At 70.2% G+C, this 16,932-nt stretch carries 18 protein-coding genes and 1 pseudogene; 11 read left to right on the top strand and 8 right to left on the bottom strand.

All coding sequences use genetic code 11. From position 1 onward, the window contains the following. Positions 1 to 157 precede the first annotated feature (157 nt). The 5 genes from ACFWBQ_RS31430 to ACFWBQ_RS31450 all read right to left on the bottom strand — a co-directional run bounded on the left by ACFWBQ_RS31430 (position 158) and on the right by ACFWBQ_RS31450 (position 3,507). Positions 158 to 337, bottom strand: a complete 180-nt coding sequence (locus tag ACFWBQ_RS31430; RefSeq protein WP_385504104.1) for a hypothetical protein — start codon at positions 335 to 337, stop codon at positions 158 to 160. 78 nt (positions 338 to 415) lie between these two features. Further along, on the bottom strand, positions 416 to 1,141 hold the full coding sequence (locus ACFWBQ_RS31435) for an HAD family hydrolase (protein WP_385504107.1): 726 nt from the start codon (positions 1,139 to 1,141) through the stop codon (positions 416 to 418). Positions 1,142 to 1,160: 19 nt separating this feature from the next. After that, positions 1,161 to 1,853: a phosphatase PAP2 family protein gene (locus tag ACFWBQ_RS31440; protein WP_385504112.1), complete on the bottom strand. Its 693-nt coding sequence runs from the start codon at positions 1,851 to 1,853 to the stop codon at positions 1,161 to 1,163. A gap of 34 nt (positions 1,854 to 1,887) precedes the next feature. After that, the gene (locus ACFWBQ_RS31445; protein WP_385504118.1) at positions 1,888 to 2,823 is read right to left on the bottom strand and encodes a M56 family metallopeptidase; all 936 of its coding nucleotides are present in this window, start codon (positions 2,821 to 2,823) and stop codon (positions 1,888 to 1,890) included. 87 nt (positions 2,824 to 2,910) lie between these two features. Then, a complete protein-coding gene (locus tag ACFWBQ_RS31450; RefSeq protein WP_385504123.1) occupies positions 2,911 to 3,507 on the bottom strand; it encodes a DUF5134 domain-containing protein in 597 nt (198 codons plus the stop codon). Between the two features lie 176 nt (positions 3,508 to 3,683). On the opposite strand from ACFWBQ_RS31450, the gene ACFWBQ_RS31455 reads away from it, so the two are divergent. Further along, positions 3,684 to 4,232, top strand: a complete 549-nt coding sequence (locus ACFWBQ_RS31455; protein ID WP_385504129.1) for a GNAT family N-acetyltransferase — start codon at positions 3,684 to 3,686, stop codon at positions 4,230 to 4,232. A 38-nt stretch (positions 4,233 to 4,270) separates the two neighbouring features. Here ACFWBQ_RS31455 and ACFWBQ_RS31460 read toward each other — a convergent pair whose 3' ends face one another. Continuing rightward, the gene (locus ACFWBQ_RS31460; protein WP_385504134.1) at positions 4,271 to 4,921 is read right to left on the bottom strand and encodes a glycerophosphodiester phosphodiesterase; all 651 of its coding nucleotides are present in this window, start codon (positions 4,919 to 4,921) and stop codon (positions 4,271 to 4,273) included. A 276-nt stretch (positions 4,922 to 5,197) separates the two neighbouring features. Here ACFWBQ_RS31460 and ACFWBQ_RS31465 point away from each other — a divergent pair, with 276 nt between their 5' ends. The 4 genes and pseudogenes from ACFWBQ_RS31465 to ACFWBQ_RS31480 all read left to right on the top strand — a co-directional run bounded on the left by ACFWBQ_RS31465 (position 5,198) and on the right by ACFWBQ_RS31480 (position 9,214). Further along, positions 5,198 to 6,595 carry a DUF6421 family protein gene (locus ACFWBQ_RS31465; protein ID WP_385504139.1) on the top strand — a complete coding sequence of 466 codons (1,398 nt, stop codon included), beginning with the start codon at positions 5,198 to 5,200 and terminating at the stop codon, positions 6,593 to 6,595. A 26-nt stretch (positions 6,596 to 6,621) separates the two neighbouring features. Then, a complete protein-coding gene (locus ACFWBQ_RS31470; protein ID WP_385504142.1) occupies positions 6,622 to 7,389 on the top strand; it encodes an SDR family NAD(P)-dependent oxidoreductase in 768 nt (255 codons plus the stop codon). Further along, positions 7,368 to 8,447, top strand: a complete 1,080-nt coding sequence (locus ACFWBQ_RS31475) for a threonine aldolase family protein (RefSeq protein ID WP_385504145.1) — start codon at positions 7,368 to 7,370, stop codon at positions 8,445 to 8,447. Before ACFWBQ_RS31470 ends, ACFWBQ_RS31475 begins: the two co-directional genes overlap by 22 nt. 57 nt (positions 8,448 to 8,504) lie before the next feature. After that, positions 8,505 to 9,214: pseudogene (locus ACFWBQ_RS31480) on the top strand (B3/4 domain-containing protein). Positions 9,215 to 9,237: 23 nt separating this feature from the next. Here ACFWBQ_RS31480 and ACFWBQ_RS31485 read toward each other — a convergent pair. Next, complete coding sequence (locus tag ACFWBQ_RS31485; protein ID WP_385504147.1) at positions 9,238 to 9,960, bottom strand: lysophospholipid acyltransferase family protein; 723 nt, start codon at positions 9,958 to 9,960, stop codon at positions 9,238 to 9,240. A gap of 220 nt (positions 9,961 to 10,180) precedes the next feature. On the opposite strand from ACFWBQ_RS31485, the gene ACFWBQ_RS31490 reads away from it, so the two are divergent. The 5 genes from ACFWBQ_RS31490 to ACFWBQ_RS31510 all read left to right on the top strand — a co-directional run bounded on the left by ACFWBQ_RS31490 (position 10,181) and on the right by ACFWBQ_RS31510 (position 14,687). Beyond that, positions 10,181 to 10,507, top strand: coding sequence for a TlpA family protein disulfide reductase (locus tag ACFWBQ_RS31490; RefSeq protein WP_385504150.1), 327 nt, complete (start codon positions 10,181 to 10,183; stop codon positions 10,505 to 10,507). A 195-nt stretch (positions 10,508 to 10,702) separates the two neighbouring features. Continuing rightward, on the top strand, positions 10,703 to 11,209 hold the full coding sequence (locus ACFWBQ_RS31495) for a flavin reductase family protein (protein WP_385504152.1): 507 nt from the start codon (positions 10,703 to 10,705) through the stop codon (positions 11,207 to 11,209). Between the two features lie 201 nt (positions 11,210 to 11,410). Beyond that, complete coding sequence (locus ACFWBQ_RS31500; RefSeq protein ID WP_385504156.1) at positions 11,411 to 12,196, top strand: electron transfer flavoprotein subunit beta/FixA family protein; 786 nt, start codon at positions 11,411 to 11,413, stop codon at positions 12,194 to 12,196. Positions 12,197 to 12,253: 57 nt separating this feature from the next. Further along, entirely contained in the window at positions 12,254 to 13,216 is a 963-nt protein-coding gene (locus ACFWBQ_RS31505) for an electron transfer flavoprotein subunit alpha/FixB family protein (RefSeq protein WP_385504157.1), read from the top strand. Positions 13,217 to 13,388: 172 nt separating this feature from the next. Then, positions 13,389 to 14,687 (top strand): DUF6986 family protein, encoded by a 1,299-nt coding sequence (locus tag ACFWBQ_RS31510; protein ID WP_385504161.1) that lies wholly within the window; start codon positions 13,389 to 13,391, stop codon positions 14,685 to 14,687. A gap of 23 nt (positions 14,688 to 14,710) precedes the next feature. On the opposite strand, the gene ACFWBQ_RS31515 is transcribed toward ACFWBQ_RS31510, so the two are convergent. Further along, positions 14,711 to 15,739, bottom strand: coding sequence for a LacI family DNA-binding transcriptional regulator (locus ACFWBQ_RS31515; RefSeq protein WP_385504165.1), 1,029 nt, complete (start codon positions 15,737 to 15,739; stop codon positions 14,711 to 14,713). 198 nt (positions 15,740 to 15,937) lie between these two features. Between ACFWBQ_RS31515 and ACFWBQ_RS31520 the strand changes: the two genes are divergently transcribed. Further along, entirely contained in the window at positions 15,938 to 16,906 is a 969-nt protein-coding gene (locus ACFWBQ_RS31520) for an ROK family protein (RefSeq protein ID WP_385504169.1), read from the top strand. The last annotated feature ends 26 nt before the right edge of the window (positions 16,907 to 16,932 follow it).

Raw genomic sequence — 16,932 nt, forward strand, 5'->3', positions numbered from 1 at the left:
TTGACCCATGGGCCACGCGGGGACATGCTGTACCCCTGGATCCGGCGACGCGGGGGATCGCCGGAATCAGAGGACCCACCGGCATCAGCGGGAGCCGGGTGGCATCAGCCGGTCTGCGGGGGTATCGGCCCGCGCGGCCGTGTCGCGCCGGACACTCTCAGGCTGCCGACCGCACGCTCGTACCCGCCGCGGCAGCCCACTCCACCAGCAGGCTCTGGTACTCCGTCTCGTCGTCCGGGGTCAGCAATCCGCCCGAGCGCTGCCACAGGTCGCGAATCTCTTCGTTGACCACGGAGGCGGAACGCACGGAACCGGACGTGTTCGGATACGGGGACATGCGTCCAGGCTAAGGCCCGGTCCGACAATCAGCCCCATCGGCGAACAGGATATCCCTCACACCATCTCCAGGAATCCTTCACGATCCGTGCGGATCGGGCCGCCCCTCCGTGAGCGTCACCAGCCCGAGCGCACGGAGCCCGTCCGGTCGCTCGGTCACGGGCAGGTGGTCGACGAAACGCACCTCGCAGCCCACTGCCGCCGCGCCCCCGTCCGCGCGCCGGTCGTCGCCGACCATGACCACGTCCGACGGATCGCGCCCCAGCAGCGTGCAGGCGGTCCGGAACAGACGCGGGTCCGGTTTCTGGATGCCGTGCTCGAAGGACAGGACGTATGCGTCGATCAGGTCGTCCAGGCCGTGCGCCCGGAACACGGGCCGCAGATCCCAGCCGATGTTGCTGACCACACCGACCGCGACGCCGTTGGCCCGCAGCTCGCGGAGCACCTCCACGGCATCGGGGTACGGGTGCCATGCCGCCGGTGTCATCTGGCGCGCGTACAACGCGTCGTACAGGCTGGGATCCGGGAGTTCCGCCCGCCGGGCCAGGCCGATGTACGCCTGCCTGTGCAGCTCCGCGCTCCTGTCGCGTACGGCCCAGGCCGCCGCGAGGTGCGGCGGGATCCGTCGAGGGGCCGGACCGCCGGGCAGGGCGCCGACAGCTGTCAGCCGCTGTACGTACCGTCCGAAATCGGCCCGGCCCACAGCCGCGCCCCGTGCGTCGAGGACGGCGCGCAGCCAGGAGTCGACCGACTCGATACGAAAGAGCGTCCCGGAGAAGTCGAAGAGCACACCTGTGACTGACATGGTCCTGATCATCGCTGTCTCACGGGCGGCGCGACAAGGTCGCACCCCGGCCGACGGGCAGCCGGCGCGCCGTGCAGCCGGCTGCCGAGAACGCCACCGCGGCGGCGCCCAGCAGCAGACCGCCCAGGACATCGGTCATCCAGTGCACCCCCAGATAGAGGCGCGTGACGGCCACGCCCACCACCGAGACACACGCCAGCGTCAGTGCGGTACGCCACACCCACGGCCCCGCGCCGTAGAGGCGCAGCAGCCACAACAGCAGTCCGCAACTCACGATGGCGGTCATCGCGTGGCCGGACGGGAATGCCGCGTAGTTCGCCGAATCCACCGGGTCGGGCCACTTGGGACGCTCCCGGCCCACGGCGGCCTTGAGTCCCTGCTGAACCGCGGTGGCGAGCGCGCTGGTCGCGGCCACCCACACGGCGAGCAACCGCGCCCCGTGCCACCACAGGGCGATCACGGCGACGGCGATCAGGGCGCGCATCGTCCAGGGGTCCCACACCCAGTCCGTCAGCACCCGGTTGACCTGGACCAGCCCGGGCTCGGTGACCGCTCTGCGGTGCAGGGCCTCGGCAACCGTTCCGTCCAGCGACATCAGTGGTGACCAGCGCACTGCGACCAGGGTCAGCAGCACAGCGGCCAGGGCCGCGCAGATGATTCCTGCTGCCAGGAGAGTGACTGCCGTGCGCGGGGGCCGGGAAGGGGAGTGCATGGGGATGATCCTCGCGGACGATGTGCGGAACCCGTTATCCCAGGGCGCTGAGTCCCGGAACGAAGGCCACCAGCAGCGGTACGACCGGTACCAGGGCCGCGGCTGCCGTCAGGCGCAGCCGGCGGCCCGCGGTGAGCCGTTCCACCGGGGCGAGCAACCGGTTCACCCGGAGCGGCACTTGTGCGTCCGGGGTCGGGCACGGGCCGAACACCCCGCGGTCCTCGTTGAGTTCGACCAGGGCGAGGGCGATCGTGAGGCGCCCGAAGCGTCGCGACGCCACATCGTCGGCGGCCAGTTCGACGAGGCGGTGCATCTCGTCGCGGAACGCGGCGAACACCGGCACCTGCGGAAATCCGGTCGCGAGCGCGGCCGAGCAGTGCAGGAGCCAGTCGTGGCGGGCCTGCGCGTGTCCCTGCTCATGGGCCAGTACGGCATCGAGCTGACGGCCTTTCAGCCGGCCGAGAGCAGCCGTGGTGATGACCAGTTGAGGCGCCGCACCGGGCAGCCACCAGGCATCCGGACGCTCGCCCTCCAGTACCACCAGAGGGCCGCTGCCGGGCTCCTCGCCGGGCATCAGCGGGGAACGGACCAGCAATTCGGTCCGGCGTCGCCTGCGCCGCTGCTGTGCCCGGTGGATCTCCCGTACGAGCATGGCCGCGGTCCAGAGACCGCCGAGCGCCAGGAGCACCGCGATGACGGCCGACCACGGCCCGTACGCGGCCAGTGCGTAGGCCTCCACCACCGCGCGGGGGGCAGGAGCGAAGACCTGCCCGCGTACCGCCTGCCAGGCGGCGGCGGCGCTGAACGTCATGGAGAGCCCGAAGGACAGCAGGACCCCGGCCACCACGCACTGCCAGACCCACAGCGCCACGACCGGCTCGCGCTCCGGCCACTGAGCCCGGGCCATCAGGCGCGGGGTCACCACGGCGGTCAGTGCACCGAGGACCAGCAGCACGAGGGAGACCAGCATGGGCGTCACCCTATGAGGGCCACCGCACTCGCGGGTATGGCCGCGCACGCCAAGTGACGCATGACACGGCGCAGCGGGCCCGCTGTCTCACAGGGTGAGCAGCATCGCGAACATCCCTATCCCCATGGTCAGCCTGCAGGCCGATGCCAGCTCGGGGTGTGCTCCCCGGCCGAGGCCCGCCCCGCCACCCGACCCGCCCGGACCGGCAACTGCGGCGGTCACCGGGACCAGCCGTCCGGCCGAGCGCAGCACGTACAGCGCGTAATACGCCAGCAGCACCCCGGTCAGCAGGGGTATGCCTCCGGCGGAGGCCGCGGATCCGGCGGCCCCGTGATCCATGTGCCCGCCGCGCGCGCCCTCGCCGGGTGCCATCGTCACCGCCATGTAGACCATCGCCAGCGAACCGACCAGATGGTGCAGATGGTGGGCGCGATGCCGGGCGGCCAGGAGGGCGCGCAGAGCCGCACCGCCGAACAGCGCCGCGTACACCGCCCAGGTCCAGCCGGGCAGTGTGAACACGGCCGCGGGCACAGCCATCGCTGCCATCCCGAAACCCATCACCGCCTCCGCGCGTGCCGTCCTGCGCTCCTCCTCCGTTCCGCTGCGCGTACGCAGCAGGCAGTACGCGGCCGTGGCCCCGCACAGCACCATCAACAGCCAGCCGGACAGCGCCGGTCCGTGCACGGTGCATCTCCCCCTACGGTGAACGCCGATGTCGCCTAGTCGATGCCCAGCGCCGGGTCGTCCTACCGGGGCGCATTGGGGTACTGGGGGAGCGCGCCGGGTCCCACAGGGGGCGGGCCACGGCCGGGTTAGTCTCGGACCGCATCGTCGACAGCAGACAAACGGAGAACGCCACCATGGACATCGCACCGTCCCCCGACCGGACACAGCTGACCTTCCGCGACGCGACCGAGGACGACGTGCCGGTCCTCGTGCAGCTCATCCAGTCCGCCTACCGCGGCGATGCGAGCCGGACCGGATGGACCACGGAGGCGGACATCCTCCAAGGGCAGCGGACCGATGCGGACGGAGTGCGCGAGGTGGTCACGGCACCCTCGGGGCGGCTCCTGGTGGCCGAGCGGGACGGCGAGCCCGTCGCCTGCTGCCAGCTCGAGCACCGGGGCAGGGCTGCTTACTTCGGCATGTTCGCGGTCAGGCCCGGGCTCCAGGGCGCCGGCCTCGGCAAGGTCATCATCGCCGAGGCGGAGCGCATGGTCCGCGAGAGCTGGGGTGTGACCGAGATGCACATGACGGTGATCTCGGTCCGCGAGGAGCTGATCGCCTGGTACGAGCGCCGGGGCTACCGCCGTACGGGAGAGCTGACCCCCTTCCCGTACGGCGACGAGCGCTTCGGTATCCCGCAGCGTGACGATCTCGCGTTCGAGCTGCTGGTCAAGGAGCTCTAGGGGGTGACCGCAAGGTCTCGCCCGGCCCCGCAGAGGGCTCAGGCGGTGAAGCGGCCCGCACGACGGATCTCCGGATAGTCGGTCGTCGCTCCGTCCAGGCCCAGCCCGCGCACCAGACGCAGATGGTCCTGGGTGTTCACCACCCAGCCGATGACCTTCAGACCCTCCCCGTGTGCCTGCTCGACCACCTCCAGCGTGGCGCGGCGGATGTTCAGGGCCAGTGTGGACGCGCCCACCGCCCGGGCGCGTTCGACCACGTCGCCGCCCCAGCGGCTCGCGATGAGCACCGTCCGCACCCCTGGTACCAGCTGCGCGATCTCGGCGACCGCCTCGTCGTGGAACGACGACACCTCGACGCGGCCGGCGAGATCGCGCCGCAGTATCACCTCGGCGAGCGCCCGCGCAGCGGCCACGTCCTTGATCTCCGCCTGCAGGGGTGAGCCGACCGCATCGAGGACCTCCTCGAAGACGGGTACCCGCTCGCCCTGCCCGGCATCGAGCTCGCGGAGCTCTGCCAGCGTCTTCTCGGCGATCAGCCCCCTGCCGTCCGTCGTACGGTCCACGGCGGCGTCGTGCATGACGGCGAGTGCGCCGTCCTTGCTCAGATGAAGATCCAGTTCGATGGCGTCCATGCCGGCCTGCTCCGCGTGCACGAACGAGCGCAGCGTGTTCTCCGGTTCGACACCCATGACTCCACGATGACCGATGGTGAGAAAAGTCAAGGCAATCCTGCTTCCGTCGTCGGCCCCCGCCTGCTGGTCCTACCCCAGGGAACCAGGTCTCGCGCGCAGGGGGGGGTGAATGTCCTGCCTGTCCGTCTGAAGAAGTTGTCCTGCGCGTGCGTGGCAGGAAAAATAGCGGTGATGTTGAACAATCACAGGATAATTTTCTGGATCCGACTTGTTTGAAGGAACCGCGCACGGTTACGGTTGCTTGACGCGAGGTTCTCCTCTGAAGGAAGTGCTATGACGGAAATTCTTGAGCATGACGCCGCTGCCGGCGTAATAGCTGCTGCCCAGCGCGTGGTTGAGCACCCGGCCTGGCCCACACTCAAGAGTGCCGTGGAAGAGATCCGTCCCTGGCAGTCGAAGGACGGCTCCATCGACTTCGCGGCCGCGGACGCGCCCTCCACGCAGACGGCCGACGCCACGCTCGAGCGCGTGGTCACCGCCATCGAGGAGCTCTCCCCCCTGCTCCCGCACGACGCCGCGTACCACCGCGCCCTCGTCCAGGACCTGCACCGCTGGTCCGCCGACGGGTTCGGTGTTCCGGACTTCCTCGACTCGCTGCTCGCCTTCCAGCCCGCCAAGAACCGGGCCGACGGACTCCAGCACCTGGTCGTCTTCGCGATGTACACGCAGAACGGCAACCCGGACCGCAATCTCGAAGCGGTCGTGCTGCGGATGGTCTGGCCCGAGTGGCTCGCCGACCTCGAGGCCACCCGCTACGACAACCCGCTGTTCTGCGGCATCACCTTCGAGGACTTCACCTCGGGGTACGACACCAATTCCGCCGTGCTCTTCCCCGAGACCATCGCCGTGCGCGAGGCGCCCGAGCGGTTCAGCTGGGGAGGCATCTTCTGCGACCGCGAGGCGGCCCGCTTCCGCCGCGTCACCGAGGCCTCCGTCGAGCTCCTGGGCGTCGAGCTGCCCGACGACATCCGCGAGATGCTCGGCGACCAGAAGCGCTGCGAGCAGGCGTTCGTGCTCTGGGACATGGTCCACGACCGCACCCACAGCCACGGCGACCTGCCGTTCGACCCCTTCATGATCAAGCAGCGCCAGCCCTTCTGGATGTACGGGCTCGAGGAGCTGCGCTGTGACCTCACCGCCTTCAGGGAGGCCGTGCAGCTGGAGGCCGACGGCTTCGGCCAGGGCCGTGACGTGCAGTTCGCGGTGCTGTTCGACCGGATGTTCCGCTTCCCCGTCACGGGCGAGCGCGTCCGCAACTACGACGGCCTGGGCGGCCAGCTCCTCTTCGCGTATCTCCACAAGCACGACGTGGTCCGCTGGACCGACAACACTCTGAAGATCGACTGGGCCCGCGCCCCGCAGGTCACCAACCAGCTCTGCGGTGAGATCGAGAAGCTCTACCGTGACGGCATCGACCGCCCCAAACTGGTGCACTGGTTCGCCGCGTACGAGCTTGTCGCGGGCTATCTCGCCCCGCACCCCGGCTCCCGCTGGGCCAAGGGCCCGGACGCCCTGGACCTGACCCAGCCGCCGCGTAGGCTCGTCGACGACGTGCTTCCGGACGAGTTTCCCCTGAGCATGTTCTATGAGGCGCTTTCCAAGAAGCTGAAGCATGTGATCGCCTCCACCAAGGGGATCACCGCGGCGGATGCCGAGCGGGTAGCTGCGTGAGCGCGCGTTCTGAGGAGTCGGTGGCCATGAACGGAACAGGTAAGAACGAGGGAAGCGGTGCGCTCGAAGGCGCGGTGATCGCGGTGGCCGGAGCGGCGGGACCGGCCGGCCGGGCCACACTGCTCAGGCTCGCCGAGGCGGGCGCGATCGTGGTGGCGTCCGACTCCCATCCGGAGCGGCTCGCCGAGGCGGTCGACGCCGCACGGTACGCGCACGGGGGGGCGACCGTTACGGGAGACACCGTCGATCTGCTCGACGTGGGTGCCGCGCGGGAGTGGGTGGTCAAGACGGAGAAGGAGTTCGGCCGTGTCGACGGCCTCGTCCATCTCGTCGGGGGCTGGCGCGGCGGTGCCACCTTTGCCGAAACGTCGCTCGCCGACTGGGACCTTCTTGAGAAACTGCTGATCCGTACGGTCCAGTCGACCTCTCTCGCGTTCCAGGACGCCCTGCAGCGCAGCGACCGTGGTCGCTATGTGCTGGTCAGTGCGGCGGGAGCCAGCAAGCCCACGGAGGGGAACGCGGCCTACGCGGCAGCCAAGGCGGCGGCCGAGGCATGGACGCTCGCCCTGGGCGACGCCTTCCGCAAGGCGGGGGGCGACGCGGGTCCGACCTCGGCTGCTGCGATCCTGGTCATCAAGGCACTGGTGCACGACGCGATGCGCGCCGAGCGCCCGAATGCGAAGTTTGCGGGCTTCACCGATGTCAAGGAGCTGGCCGAGGCCATCGCCGGCGTCTGGGACATGCCCGCCGGAGAAGTGAATGGAAAGCGTCTGTGGCTGACCCCGCAACCGTAAGGACCGATGCGCGACGTCACCACGATCCGCAGGTACGCGGTTTCGCCAGTGACAACTACGCGGGCGCGCACCCGGAAATTCTCGCCGCCCTCGCCCTCGCCAACGGCGGCCATCAGGTCGCCTACGGCGAGGACGACTACACCGGGCATCTCCAGCGGGTGGTACACAGCCACTTCGGCGCGACCGCCGAAGCCTTCCCGGTGTTCAACGGCACCGGCGCCAACGTCGTCGCGCTGCAGGCGATGACCGATCGCTGGGGTGCGGTGATCTGCGCCGAGTCCGCCCACATCAATGTGGACGAGGGCGGAGCGCCGGAGCGGATGGGCGGACTGAAGCTGCTCACCGTCCCGACCCCGGACGGCAAGCTGACACCGGAGCTCGTCGACCGCCAGGCCTACGGCTGGGACGACGAGCACAGGGCGATGCCGCAGGTCGTGTCGATCACCCAGAACACCGAGCTCGGTACCGTCTACACCCCGGACGAGATCCGGGCCATCTGCGATCACGCCCACGAGCGGGGCATGAAGGTGCACCTCGACGGAGCCCGGATAGCCAACGCCGCCGCGTCGCTGGATGTGCCGATGCGTACGTTCACCAACACGGTCGGCGTCGACGTCCTCTCCTTCGGGGGCACGAAGAACGGCGCGCTCTTCGGCGAGGCGGTCATCGTCCTCGATCCGGACTCCGTCCGTGCGATGAAGCACCTGCGCAAGCTGTCGATGCAGCTGGCGTCCAAGATGCGCTTCGTCTCCGTCCAGCTCGAGGCGCTGCTGGCGCGCGACCTCTGGCTGCGTAACGCCCGGCACGCCAACGCCATGGCGCAGCGCCTCGCCGAGGGGGTCCGCTCGGTCGACGGCGTGGAGATCCTCTACCCCGTCCAGGCCAACGCCGTCTTCGCCCGGCTGCCGCACGAGGTGAGCGAACGCCTGCAGAAGCGTTTCCGGTTCTACTTCTGGGACGAGACGGCCGGAGACGTCCGCTGGATGTGTGCCTTCGACACCCGGGAAGAGGACGTCGACGCGTTCGTGCTGGCGCTCAAGGACGAGATGGCAAAGTAGTCGCAGACGTGTGCGGCCGACCGGAGTGCCAGGGGGCATCCGGTCGGCCGCTTCGCTGTGCTCGGGGCGCACGCGACAAGTCCATCGATCACGGTCACCGACGAAGTGCGCAGCCTTGCCCGGGCTTCACCCACCTCGCCGTGGAGGCGCACGGGCTGGTCAACGGGCCCAGCAGCGAGGACAGTTCGGCGCTGCTCGACGATGCGGCCCGCAGGCTCATCGAGCGGCTCGGCGGCCGGGCGCCGCACGAGGACCCGCACATCGCTGCCTGGCGCGAGACCTACGCGTCCTTCGGTGCCGAGCCCTCCCGTACCCGCAACTCTGCCGAGGCTCTCGCCGGACGCGCGCTCACCGAGGCCGGACCGCCCCCGATCAATCTGCTGGTCGACCTCTACAACGCGATCGGCGTCGCCCGTCTGATGCCCGTCGGCGGCGAGGACGCGGACCGCATCAGCGGTGCCGTGCGGCTCGTGCGCGCCACGGGTCAGGAGCCCTTCCCCACCGTCGCAGGCGGCGAGGACGCCGTGGAACACCCCGAGCCCGGCGAGGTGGTCCGGTGCGACGACGAGGCCGTCACCTGCCGCCGCTGGAACTGGCGGCAGGGCGTACGTACGCGTCCTGCCGAGGAATCGGTGAACGCCCTCTTCCTGCTGGAGGGCCTCGCCCCCGTGACGCCCGGCGAGCTCGGAGCCGCAGCCACCGAACTCGCCGAGTCCCTCGAGAAGCCGAGTCCCGGGGCACGGATCACCGTCCGCGAACCGGCGTGATGTTCCCGCCGGCGTCCGGCCGGTCAGCCGAGCTCGCGGACCTCGGCGGGCGTCGGAGCCGTACCGCCGAGGTGCGCCGGAACCCACCAGGTGTCGCTCGCGTCCTTGGGGCGCACCGGATAGGCGCGCTGCGCCGCCTCCAGGAGCTCCTGCACGTGCTCCCGCAGCCGGCGGGTGATCGCGCCCGCATACTGGTCGGCGGGTGCCTCCACGGGCTCGCCCACCCGGATGGTGACAGGGATGTGGCTGCGCCGGAAGTTGCGCGGGCGGCCCTTGGTCCACAGCCGCTGCGTACCCCACAGCGCCATCGGGATCAGCGGTACGCCGGCCTCCTGGGCCAGCCGCGCGGCACCCGACTTGAAGCTCTTCAGGGTGAAGGACTGGGAGATCGTCGCCTCGGGGAACACGCCGACGATCTCCCCGGACCGCAGCGAGGCGAGCGCGTGTGCGTAGGCGTCCTCACCCTGCTTGCGGTCGACGGGAATGTGCTTCATGCCGCGCATCAGCGGTCCGGAGATCTTGTGCCGGAAGACCGATTCCTTCGCCATGAAGCGGACGAGCCGCTTCTGCGGCAGTGCACCGAGTCCGGTGAAGATGAAGTCCAGATAGCTGATGTGGTTGCTGACCAGTACCGCGCCACCGGTCTTCGGGATGTGCTCCGAACCCTGTGTGTCGATCTTCAGGTCGAGCGCCTTGAACAGCGTGCGAGCGGCGCCGACGACCGGCCGATAGACGAGTTCTGCCATCTGGATGAAGACCCTTCTTCAGTGCCTGGGGTGGGTTCTCCCGGCGGAAGTTACGCAGCCGTAGGTAATCGGCATTGTGGCGATCGTGCCCCATGTGCGACGCCGTGGCCAGCCCCAAAGTGCCCGGCGCGCGAGATTCTCGTCACGTGAAACCTCCGGGAATGTAATGGGGCCATCCGGCGCTGACCCTTTGCGCAGAGCTCTGAGAAGGAGGCCACGGATGGACGGGCAGACGGCTGCCGAGACCTTGGACGCCGCCCAACTCGGCGCGGAACTGGGGGATCGGGCGACCCTCGTGCAGTTCTCCAGCGCGTTCTGTCAGCCCTGCCGGGCCACGCGGCGCACGCTTGCCGAGGTGGCGGGGATGGTCGACGGCGTGGCGCACATCGAGATCGACGCCGAGGCGCATCTCACGCTCGTACGCAGGCTCGGCATCGGTCGGACGCCCACCGTGCTGGTGCTCGACGCGGCGGGCAGGATCGTCCGCCGGGCGGCGGGGCAGCCGAGGACCGCCGACGTCGTTGCGGCGCTGGGGCGGGCGATGTGACGGGCCGTGATGCATCTCCCACATGGCGGGACGCACTTGACTGCACACGCCACGCATCGTCAGTCTGACGTTATGCCGCCAGCACTCCTTCTCTACGGCCGAGTCCACGTGGACCTCGTACGTCATGCCAGTGCGCGCTGTCCGGGTGCCTGAGAACCCACGGCCCCGTACATCCCCTCGCAGAAGGACATCCCCATGACGGCCTCGCCCGCTCTCGGCACTCCCCGCACGGCCTCGCCCGAACTTCTCCGCTCGGTCTTCCGGCAGCATGCCGCCGGTGTCGCCGTGATCACCGCGGCCGGCGAAGGCCCGGTCGGCTTCACCGCCACCTCGCTCAACTCCGTTGCCGCCGAGCCGCCGCTCATCTCCTTCGGTGTGGGTACCGGGTCCTCCAGCTGGCCCGTGGTGGCCGAGGCCGAGCACATCGGCGTGCACATACTCTGCGAGGACCAGCGGGAGCTGGCCGCCACGTTCGCGCGCAGCGGCGCCGACCGGTTCGGGCCGTCCACCGGCTGGCGCAGCGGGCCGGAAGGGGTGCCCCTGCTCGACGGTGTGGTCGCCTGGCTCGTATGCCGAGTGGTGGCCCGGATCCCGGCCGGGGATCATCGCATCGTGATAGCCCGGGCGGAAGTCGGAGATCCGTCCGGGGGCGGCCGTCCGCTGGTCTACCACCAGGGCCGTTTCACCGCTCTGCGAGACTGAGAACCCGCATGCGGCACATGAGCGGACCGCGTTGGCAACGTCACAGTTCCAAGCGCTTGCTTATGGGCAAACTACTGGGTGTACTGGCGAGTAATATTTCCATCGGAGCATCGGTCGCCCCGACCGGAAACCGCCCCATAAGGCGCCTATGCTGCGTGCAACAAGGCAGCCCAGAAAAGACGATGCAGTAGGAGAGCCGGCGTGAGCTTGAGGATCGTTGTCTGTGTGAAGTACGTGCCCGACGCCACCGGCGACCGGCACTTCGCCGATGACCTGACCCTGGACCGTGACGACGTCGACGGTCTGCTGTCGGAGCTGGACGAGTACGCGGTCGAGCAGGCACTGCAGATCGCCGACGAGGCGGACGACGCGGAGATCACCGTGCTGACGGTGGGCCCCGAGGACGCCAAGGACGCGCTGCGCAAGGCGCTGTCGATGGGCGCCGACAAGGCCGTCCACGTCGAGGACGACGACCTGCACGGCACCGACGTCATCGGCACCTCGCTGGTGCTCGCCAAGGCCATCGAGAAGACCGGCTACGACCTGGTCATCTGCGGCATGGCGTCGACGGACGGCACCATGGGCGTGCTCCCGGCGCTGCTCGCGGAGCGCCTCGGCGTCCCGCAGGTCACGCTGCTCTCCGAGGTCTCGGTCCAGGACGGCACGGTCAAGGGCCGCCGCGACGGCGACACCGCGTCCGAGCAGCTGGAGGCTTCCCTCCCGGCCGTGGTCTCGGTGACCGACCAGTCGGGTGAGGCCCGCTACCCGTCCTTCAAGGGCATCATGGCGGCGAAGAAGAAGCCGGTTCAGTCCCTGGACCTCGAGGACCTGGAGATCGAGGCGGACGAGGTCGGCCTGGAGGGCTCCTGGACCGCGGTCGACTCCGCTGCCGAGCGTCCGGCCCGCACCGCGGGCACGATCGTCAAGGACGAGGGCGAGGGCGGCAAGCAGCTGGCCGAGTTCCTTGCGGGCCAGAAGTTCATCTGAGCCCCGGCCGTTTCCTCCACCGCCCCGCCTACTTCGCACGCAGGAGATTGAAGTCCCATGGCTGAAGTTCTCGTCTATGTCGACCACGTGGACGGTGCCGTCCGCAAGCCCACCCTGGAGCTGCTGACGCTCGCCCGCCGCATCGGCGAGCCCGTAGCCGTCGCCCTCGGCAACGGTGCCGCGGACACCGCTGCCGTGCTCGCCGAGCACGGCGCGGTCAAGGTCCTCACGGCCGACGCGCCGGAGTTCGCCGACTACCTCGTCGTACCGAAGGTGGACGCGCTCCAGGCCGCCTACGACGCGGTGTCCCCGGCCGCCGTGCTGCTGCCCTCCTCCGCGGAGAACAAGGAGATCGCGGCCCGCCTCGCGGTCCGTATCGGCTCCGGCATCATCACCGACGCCGTCGACATCGAGGCCGGCGACGAGGGCCCGGTCGCGACGCAGGCCGCGTTCGCCGCCTCGTACACCACCAAGTCGCGCGTCTCCAAGGGCACTCCGGTCATCACGGTCAAGCCGAACTCGGCCCCGGTCGAGGCCGCTGCCGCCGCCGGCGCCGTCGAGGCCCTCACGGTCTCCTTCTCGGAGAAGGCCACCGGCACCAAGGTCCTCTCCCGCACGCCGCGCGAGTCGACCGGCCGCCCCGAGCTGACCGAGGCCGCGATCGTCGTCTCCGGCGGCCGTGGCGTCAACGGTGCGGAGAACTTCGCGATCATCGAGGCGCTCGCCGACTCGCTCGGTGCCGCCGTCGGCGCCTCCCGCGCCGCGGTCGACGCCGGCTGGTACCCGCACTCCAACCAGGTCGGCCAGACCGGCAAGTCGGTCTCCCCGCAGCTGTACATCGCCTCGGGCATCTCCGGCGCGATCCAGCACCGGGCCGGCATGCAGACCTCGAAGACGATCGTCGCGATCAACAAGGACGCCGAGGCTCCGATCTTCGACCTCGTCGACTACGGCGTCGTCGGCGACCTGTTCGCCGTCGTCCCGCAGCTGACCGACGAGGTCAAGTCCCGCAAGGGCTGATCCGCGAAGAGCAGTACCTGTTCGACGGCCCGGGGCCGCGTGGTGTTCTTCACCGCGCGGCCCCGGGCCGTTTCCGATCACCATTGACGCAAGGGCAGACGGACTTATAACTTCACTATGCGGATGAGTGTTTCCGGGAAGCGGAAATAACGAGAGTGTGGAGGGTACGGTCATGGGCCAGCAGGAGAAGGTGGCAACGAGCCTCGCCGGTTCGGTGGGTGAGGAGATCAGCGCCTCCCTCGCGGCGGTGGACGCCGAACTTGCCCGCCGCTACCCGGGAGACCCCGGGACGCGCCAGCCCGTCCACACCGTGTACGTCCCTGCCGACACCTTCACCGCCGGCACCATCCGTTCCTGGGGTGACCAGGCGCTGAAGGCCCTTGACGAACACGCCCCCGACGCCGCCGCACTCGCCGGGGTCCTGGGCATCCCGCAGGAGCTCGCAGGGCCCGTCCACGACCGCGTACGCGCCAAGTTGGAGCGCGAGCCCGTGGAGGACCTGCGCATCGACTTCGAGGACGGCTACGGGCCCCGCCCGGACGTGGAGGAGGACGAGGCCGCCGCCCGCGCGGCCCGGCTGGTGTCCGAGGCGTACCGGAACGGGACCGCAGCCCCGTACATGGGCATCCGCATGAAGTGCATGGAAGCCGGAGTGCGCGACCGCGGTATCCGCACCACGGATATCTTCCTCACCGGTCTGATGCGGGCAGGGGGCCTACCCGACGGCCTCGTGCTGACGCTGCCCAAGGTGACGTACCCCGAGCAGGTCACTGCCTTCGTCCGGCTGCTCGAGGCGTTCGAGCAGGCTCATGGGCTGCCCGCAGGCCGTCTCGGTTTCGAGATCCAGATCGAGACCAGTCAGTCCATCCTCGCCGCGGACGGCACCGCAGCCGTGGCCCGAATGATCGACGCCGCGCGGGGCCGTGCGACGGGCCTGCACTACGGGACGTTCGACTACAGCGCCTGTGTCGGTGTCAGCCCCGCCTACCAGGCCAGTGACCACCCCGCCGCCGACCACGCCAAGGCCGTCATGCAGGTCGCCGCCGCGGGCACCGGCGTACGCGTCTGCGACGGCTCCACCAATGTGCTGCCCGTCGGTCCCACCGAGCAGGTCCACGACGCCTGGCGTCTCCACTACGGCCTCACCCGCCGTGCCCTGGCCCGCGCCTACTACCAGGGCTGGGACATGCACCCCGGACACCTGCCCACCCGCTACGCGGCCGTCTACGCCTTCTACCGCGAAGGCCTGGGCCAGGCCGCGTCCAGGCTCGCCGCGTACGTGGCCAAGGCCGGCGGCGACGTCATGGACGAGCCGGCCACCGCGAAGGCGCTCAGCGGCTATCTGCTGCGCGGCATCGACTGCGGCGCCCTGGACACCACGGAGGTGGCCCGCCTCACCGGACTCACCCGCGCGGACCTGGACACGTTCGCCTCGCCCCGGCGGGGCGGGCTGACCGTGACGAAGCCGTAGCCGCGCAATCCCGTACGGAGGTCTCAGGCGGGCGGCAGTTCGCCCGAGCCGCGGGGGATGAGCTTCGTCGGGAGCTCCACTCTCACCGGAGGGTGGTCGGCGCCGTCGAGGCGGCGGAAGAGGTGCTCCGCGGCGGTGCGGCCGACCGCCGCGGCGTCCTGGGAGATCACCGTGATGCCGAGCAGGTCGGCCAGCTCGATGTCGTCGAAGCCGACCAGGGCGATCCGGCGGTCGCACTCCGCGAGGACGCGCACGGCAGTGACCGTCACACGGTTGTTGCCGGCGAAGAGGGCGGTGACCGGCTCGGGACCCGAGAGCATGGTCCGGGCCGCTGTCCCGACCCGCTCCGGATCGGTCGATCCGAGGGAGACCCAGGAATCCTCGACCGTGATTCCGGCATCGGACATGGCCGCGTGGTAACCGCGCAGTCGTTCTGTCGCGGTGTGGATGCGCGGCTGGTCGCCGATGAAGCCGACCCTGCGGTGGCCGTGCGCGAGCAGGTGGGCGACGCCTTCGCGTGCGCCGCCGAAGCTGTCCGAGAGGACCATGTCGGCATCGACCCGGCCCGCCGGGCGGTCCACGAACACGGTGGCGATACCCGCCTGTATCTCGGGCTCCAGATAGCGGTGGTCGTCACCTGCCGGAATCACGATGAGGCCGTCGACGCGACGGGCGCAGAGGGCGAGCACCAGCTCCTGCTCGCGCTCGGGGTCCTCGGCGCTGGAGCCGTTGATCAGCAGTGCGCCGTGGGCGCGAGCCACTTCCTCCACCGCGCGGCTCAGCGGGCCGTAGAAGGGGTCGGCGAGATCCTCCAGGACGAGGCCGATCGATGCCGTGCGGCCCTTGCGCAGCACGCGCGCACTGTCGTTGCGCCGGAAGCCCAGGGCGTCGATCGCCTCCTGGACGCGGCGCTCGGTGTCGGGGGTGACGCCGGGTTCGCTGTTCACCACCCGGGAGACCGTCTTGAGGCCCACTCCGGCACGGGCCGCCACGTCCTTCATCGTGGGCCGGTTGCCGTAGCGGGACTCGGAATGACGGGTGGTCTCGGCCACGGTGCGCTGTCCTGTCGTCGGGTGCGGGCGGTTCCGGCGGCGCCCCACAGGCGGTGCTGGAGAGAGCTCGGAGTCTGTGGCGTCGAGCATAGGCCCTGGACAACGTTGTCAACAGAATGGAGACTATGCAGACCACCTACTGAAGTCGCAGGTCCCGCCCTCTCGCCCGCTCCTCACTCATTCGGAGAGACCACGCCGATGCATACCGACCTCGTCGCAGCGCTCGACATCGGCGGCACCAAGATCGCCGGCGCGTTGGTGGACGGTGGCGGAACCCTTCTCCATCGGGCACAGCGGCCGACGCCCGCACATGAGGACGCCGAGACGGTGATGGCGGCGGTGAGCGGTGTCCTGTCCGAGCTCAAGGCGTCCACGCTGTGGAGCAGGGTGAGCGCGGTCGGCATCGGCAGCGCGGGGCCGGTCGACGCCTCGGCCGGTACGGTCAGCCCCGTCAACGTCCCGGGCTGGCGGGGCTTCCCGCTGGTGGAGCGGGTCGGTGCGGCAACGGGGGGACTCGCTGTCGCACTGGTCGGCGACGGCGTCGCGATGACAGCAGCCGAGCACTGGCTGGGCGCGGCCCGCGGTTATGACAACGCGCTCTGCATGGTCGTCTCCACGGGCGTCGGCGGCGGCCTCGTGCTCGGCGGAAAGCTGCACCCGGGTCCTTCGGGCAACGCCGGCCACATCGGCCACATCAGCGTCGACCTGGACGGCGATCTCTGCCCGTGCGGTGCTCGCGGCTGTGTCGAGCGCCTCGCCAGCGGGCCGAACATCGCGCGCCGCGCCCTGGAGAACGGCTGGCTCCCCGGTCCGGACGGCGATGCCACGGCAGCCGCGGTGGCCGCTGCCGCAAGGGCAGGCGACCCGGTCGCCGTCGCTTCGTACGAGCGGGCAGCCCAGGCTCTGGCCGCCGGGATCGCCGCCACGGCCACGCTGGCCGAGATCGACATCGCGGTGATCGGCGGGGGAGTGGCCGGCGCGGGCGATGTGCTCTTCGCGCCGCTGCGCCGGTTCCTGCGCGACTACGCCACGCTCTCCTTCGTCCAGCAACTGACGGTCGCCCCCGCGGTGATGGGCACCGACGCAGGACTGGTGGGTGCGGCAGCCGCCGCGTCGGCGGTCCGTCCCGGAAGGGCGAACGGGGTACGGGCCGTCGCCGCCCCGTAACGGCGTGCCGGAACGGGCGCCCCGCG

Source organism: Streptomyces sp. NPDC060035, from assembly GCF_042736635.1.
GTDB lineage: Bacteria > Actinomycetota > Actinomycetes > Streptomycetales > Streptomycetaceae > Streptomyces.

Excerpts from the sequence above, each read along its gene's own strand:
- ACFWBQ_RS31430 (WP_385504104.1), bottom strand. The coding sequence starts at position 337 with ATGTCCCCGTATCCGAACACGTCCGGTTCCGTGCGTTCCGCCTCCGTG.
- ACFWBQ_RS31435 (WP_385504107.1), bottom strand. The coding sequence starts at position 1,141 with ATGTCAGTCACAGGTGTGCTCTTCGACTTCTCCGGGACGCTCTTTCGT.
- ACFWBQ_RS31440 (WP_385504112.1), bottom strand. The coding sequence starts at position 1,853 with ATGCACTCCCCTTCCCGGCCCCCGCGCACGGCAGTCACTCTCCTGGCA.
- ACFWBQ_RS31445 (WP_385504118.1), bottom strand. The coding sequence starts at position 2,823 with ATGCTGGTCTCCCTCGTGCTGCTGGTCCTCGGTGCACTGACCGCCGTG.
- ACFWBQ_RS31455 (WP_385504129.1), top strand. The coding sequence starts at position 3,684 with ATGGACATCGCACCGTCCCCCGACCGGACACAGCTGACCTTCCGCGAC.
- ACFWBQ_RS31460 (WP_385504134.1), bottom strand. The coding sequence starts at position 4,921 with ATGGGTGTCGAACCGGAGAACACGCTGCGCTCGTTCGTGCACGCGGAG.
- ACFWBQ_RS31465 (WP_385504139.1), top strand. The coding sequence starts at position 5,198 with ATGACGGAAATTCTTGAGCATGACGCCGCTGCCGGCGTAATAGCTGCT.
- ACFWBQ_RS31470 (WP_385504142.1), top strand. The coding sequence starts at position 6,622 with ATGAACGGAACAGGTAAGAACGAGGGAAGCGGTGCGCTCGAAGGCGCG.
- ACFWBQ_RS31485 (WP_385504147.1), bottom strand. The coding sequence starts at position 9,960 with ATGGCAGAACTCGTCTATCGGCCGGTCGTCGGCGCCGCTCGCACGCTG.
- ACFWBQ_RS31490 (WP_385504150.1), top strand. The coding sequence starts at position 10,181 with ATGGACGGGCAGACGGCTGCCGAGACCTTGGACGCCGCCCAACTCGGC.
- ACFWBQ_RS31495 (WP_385504152.1), top strand. The coding sequence starts at position 10,703 with ATGACGGCCTCGCCCGCTCTCGGCACTCCCCGCACGGCCTCGCCCGAA.
- ACFWBQ_RS31505 (WP_385504157.1), top strand. The coding sequence starts at position 12,254 with ATGGCTGAAGTTCTCGTCTATGTCGACCACGTGGACGGTGCCGTCCGC.
- ACFWBQ_RS31510 (WP_385504161.1), top strand. The coding sequence starts at position 13,389 with ATGGGCCAGCAGGAGAAGGTGGCAACGAGCCTCGCCGGTTCGGTGGGT.
- ACFWBQ_RS31520 (WP_385504169.1), top strand. The coding sequence starts at position 15,938 with ATGCATACCGACCTCGTCGCAGCGCTCGACATCGGCGGCACCAAGATC.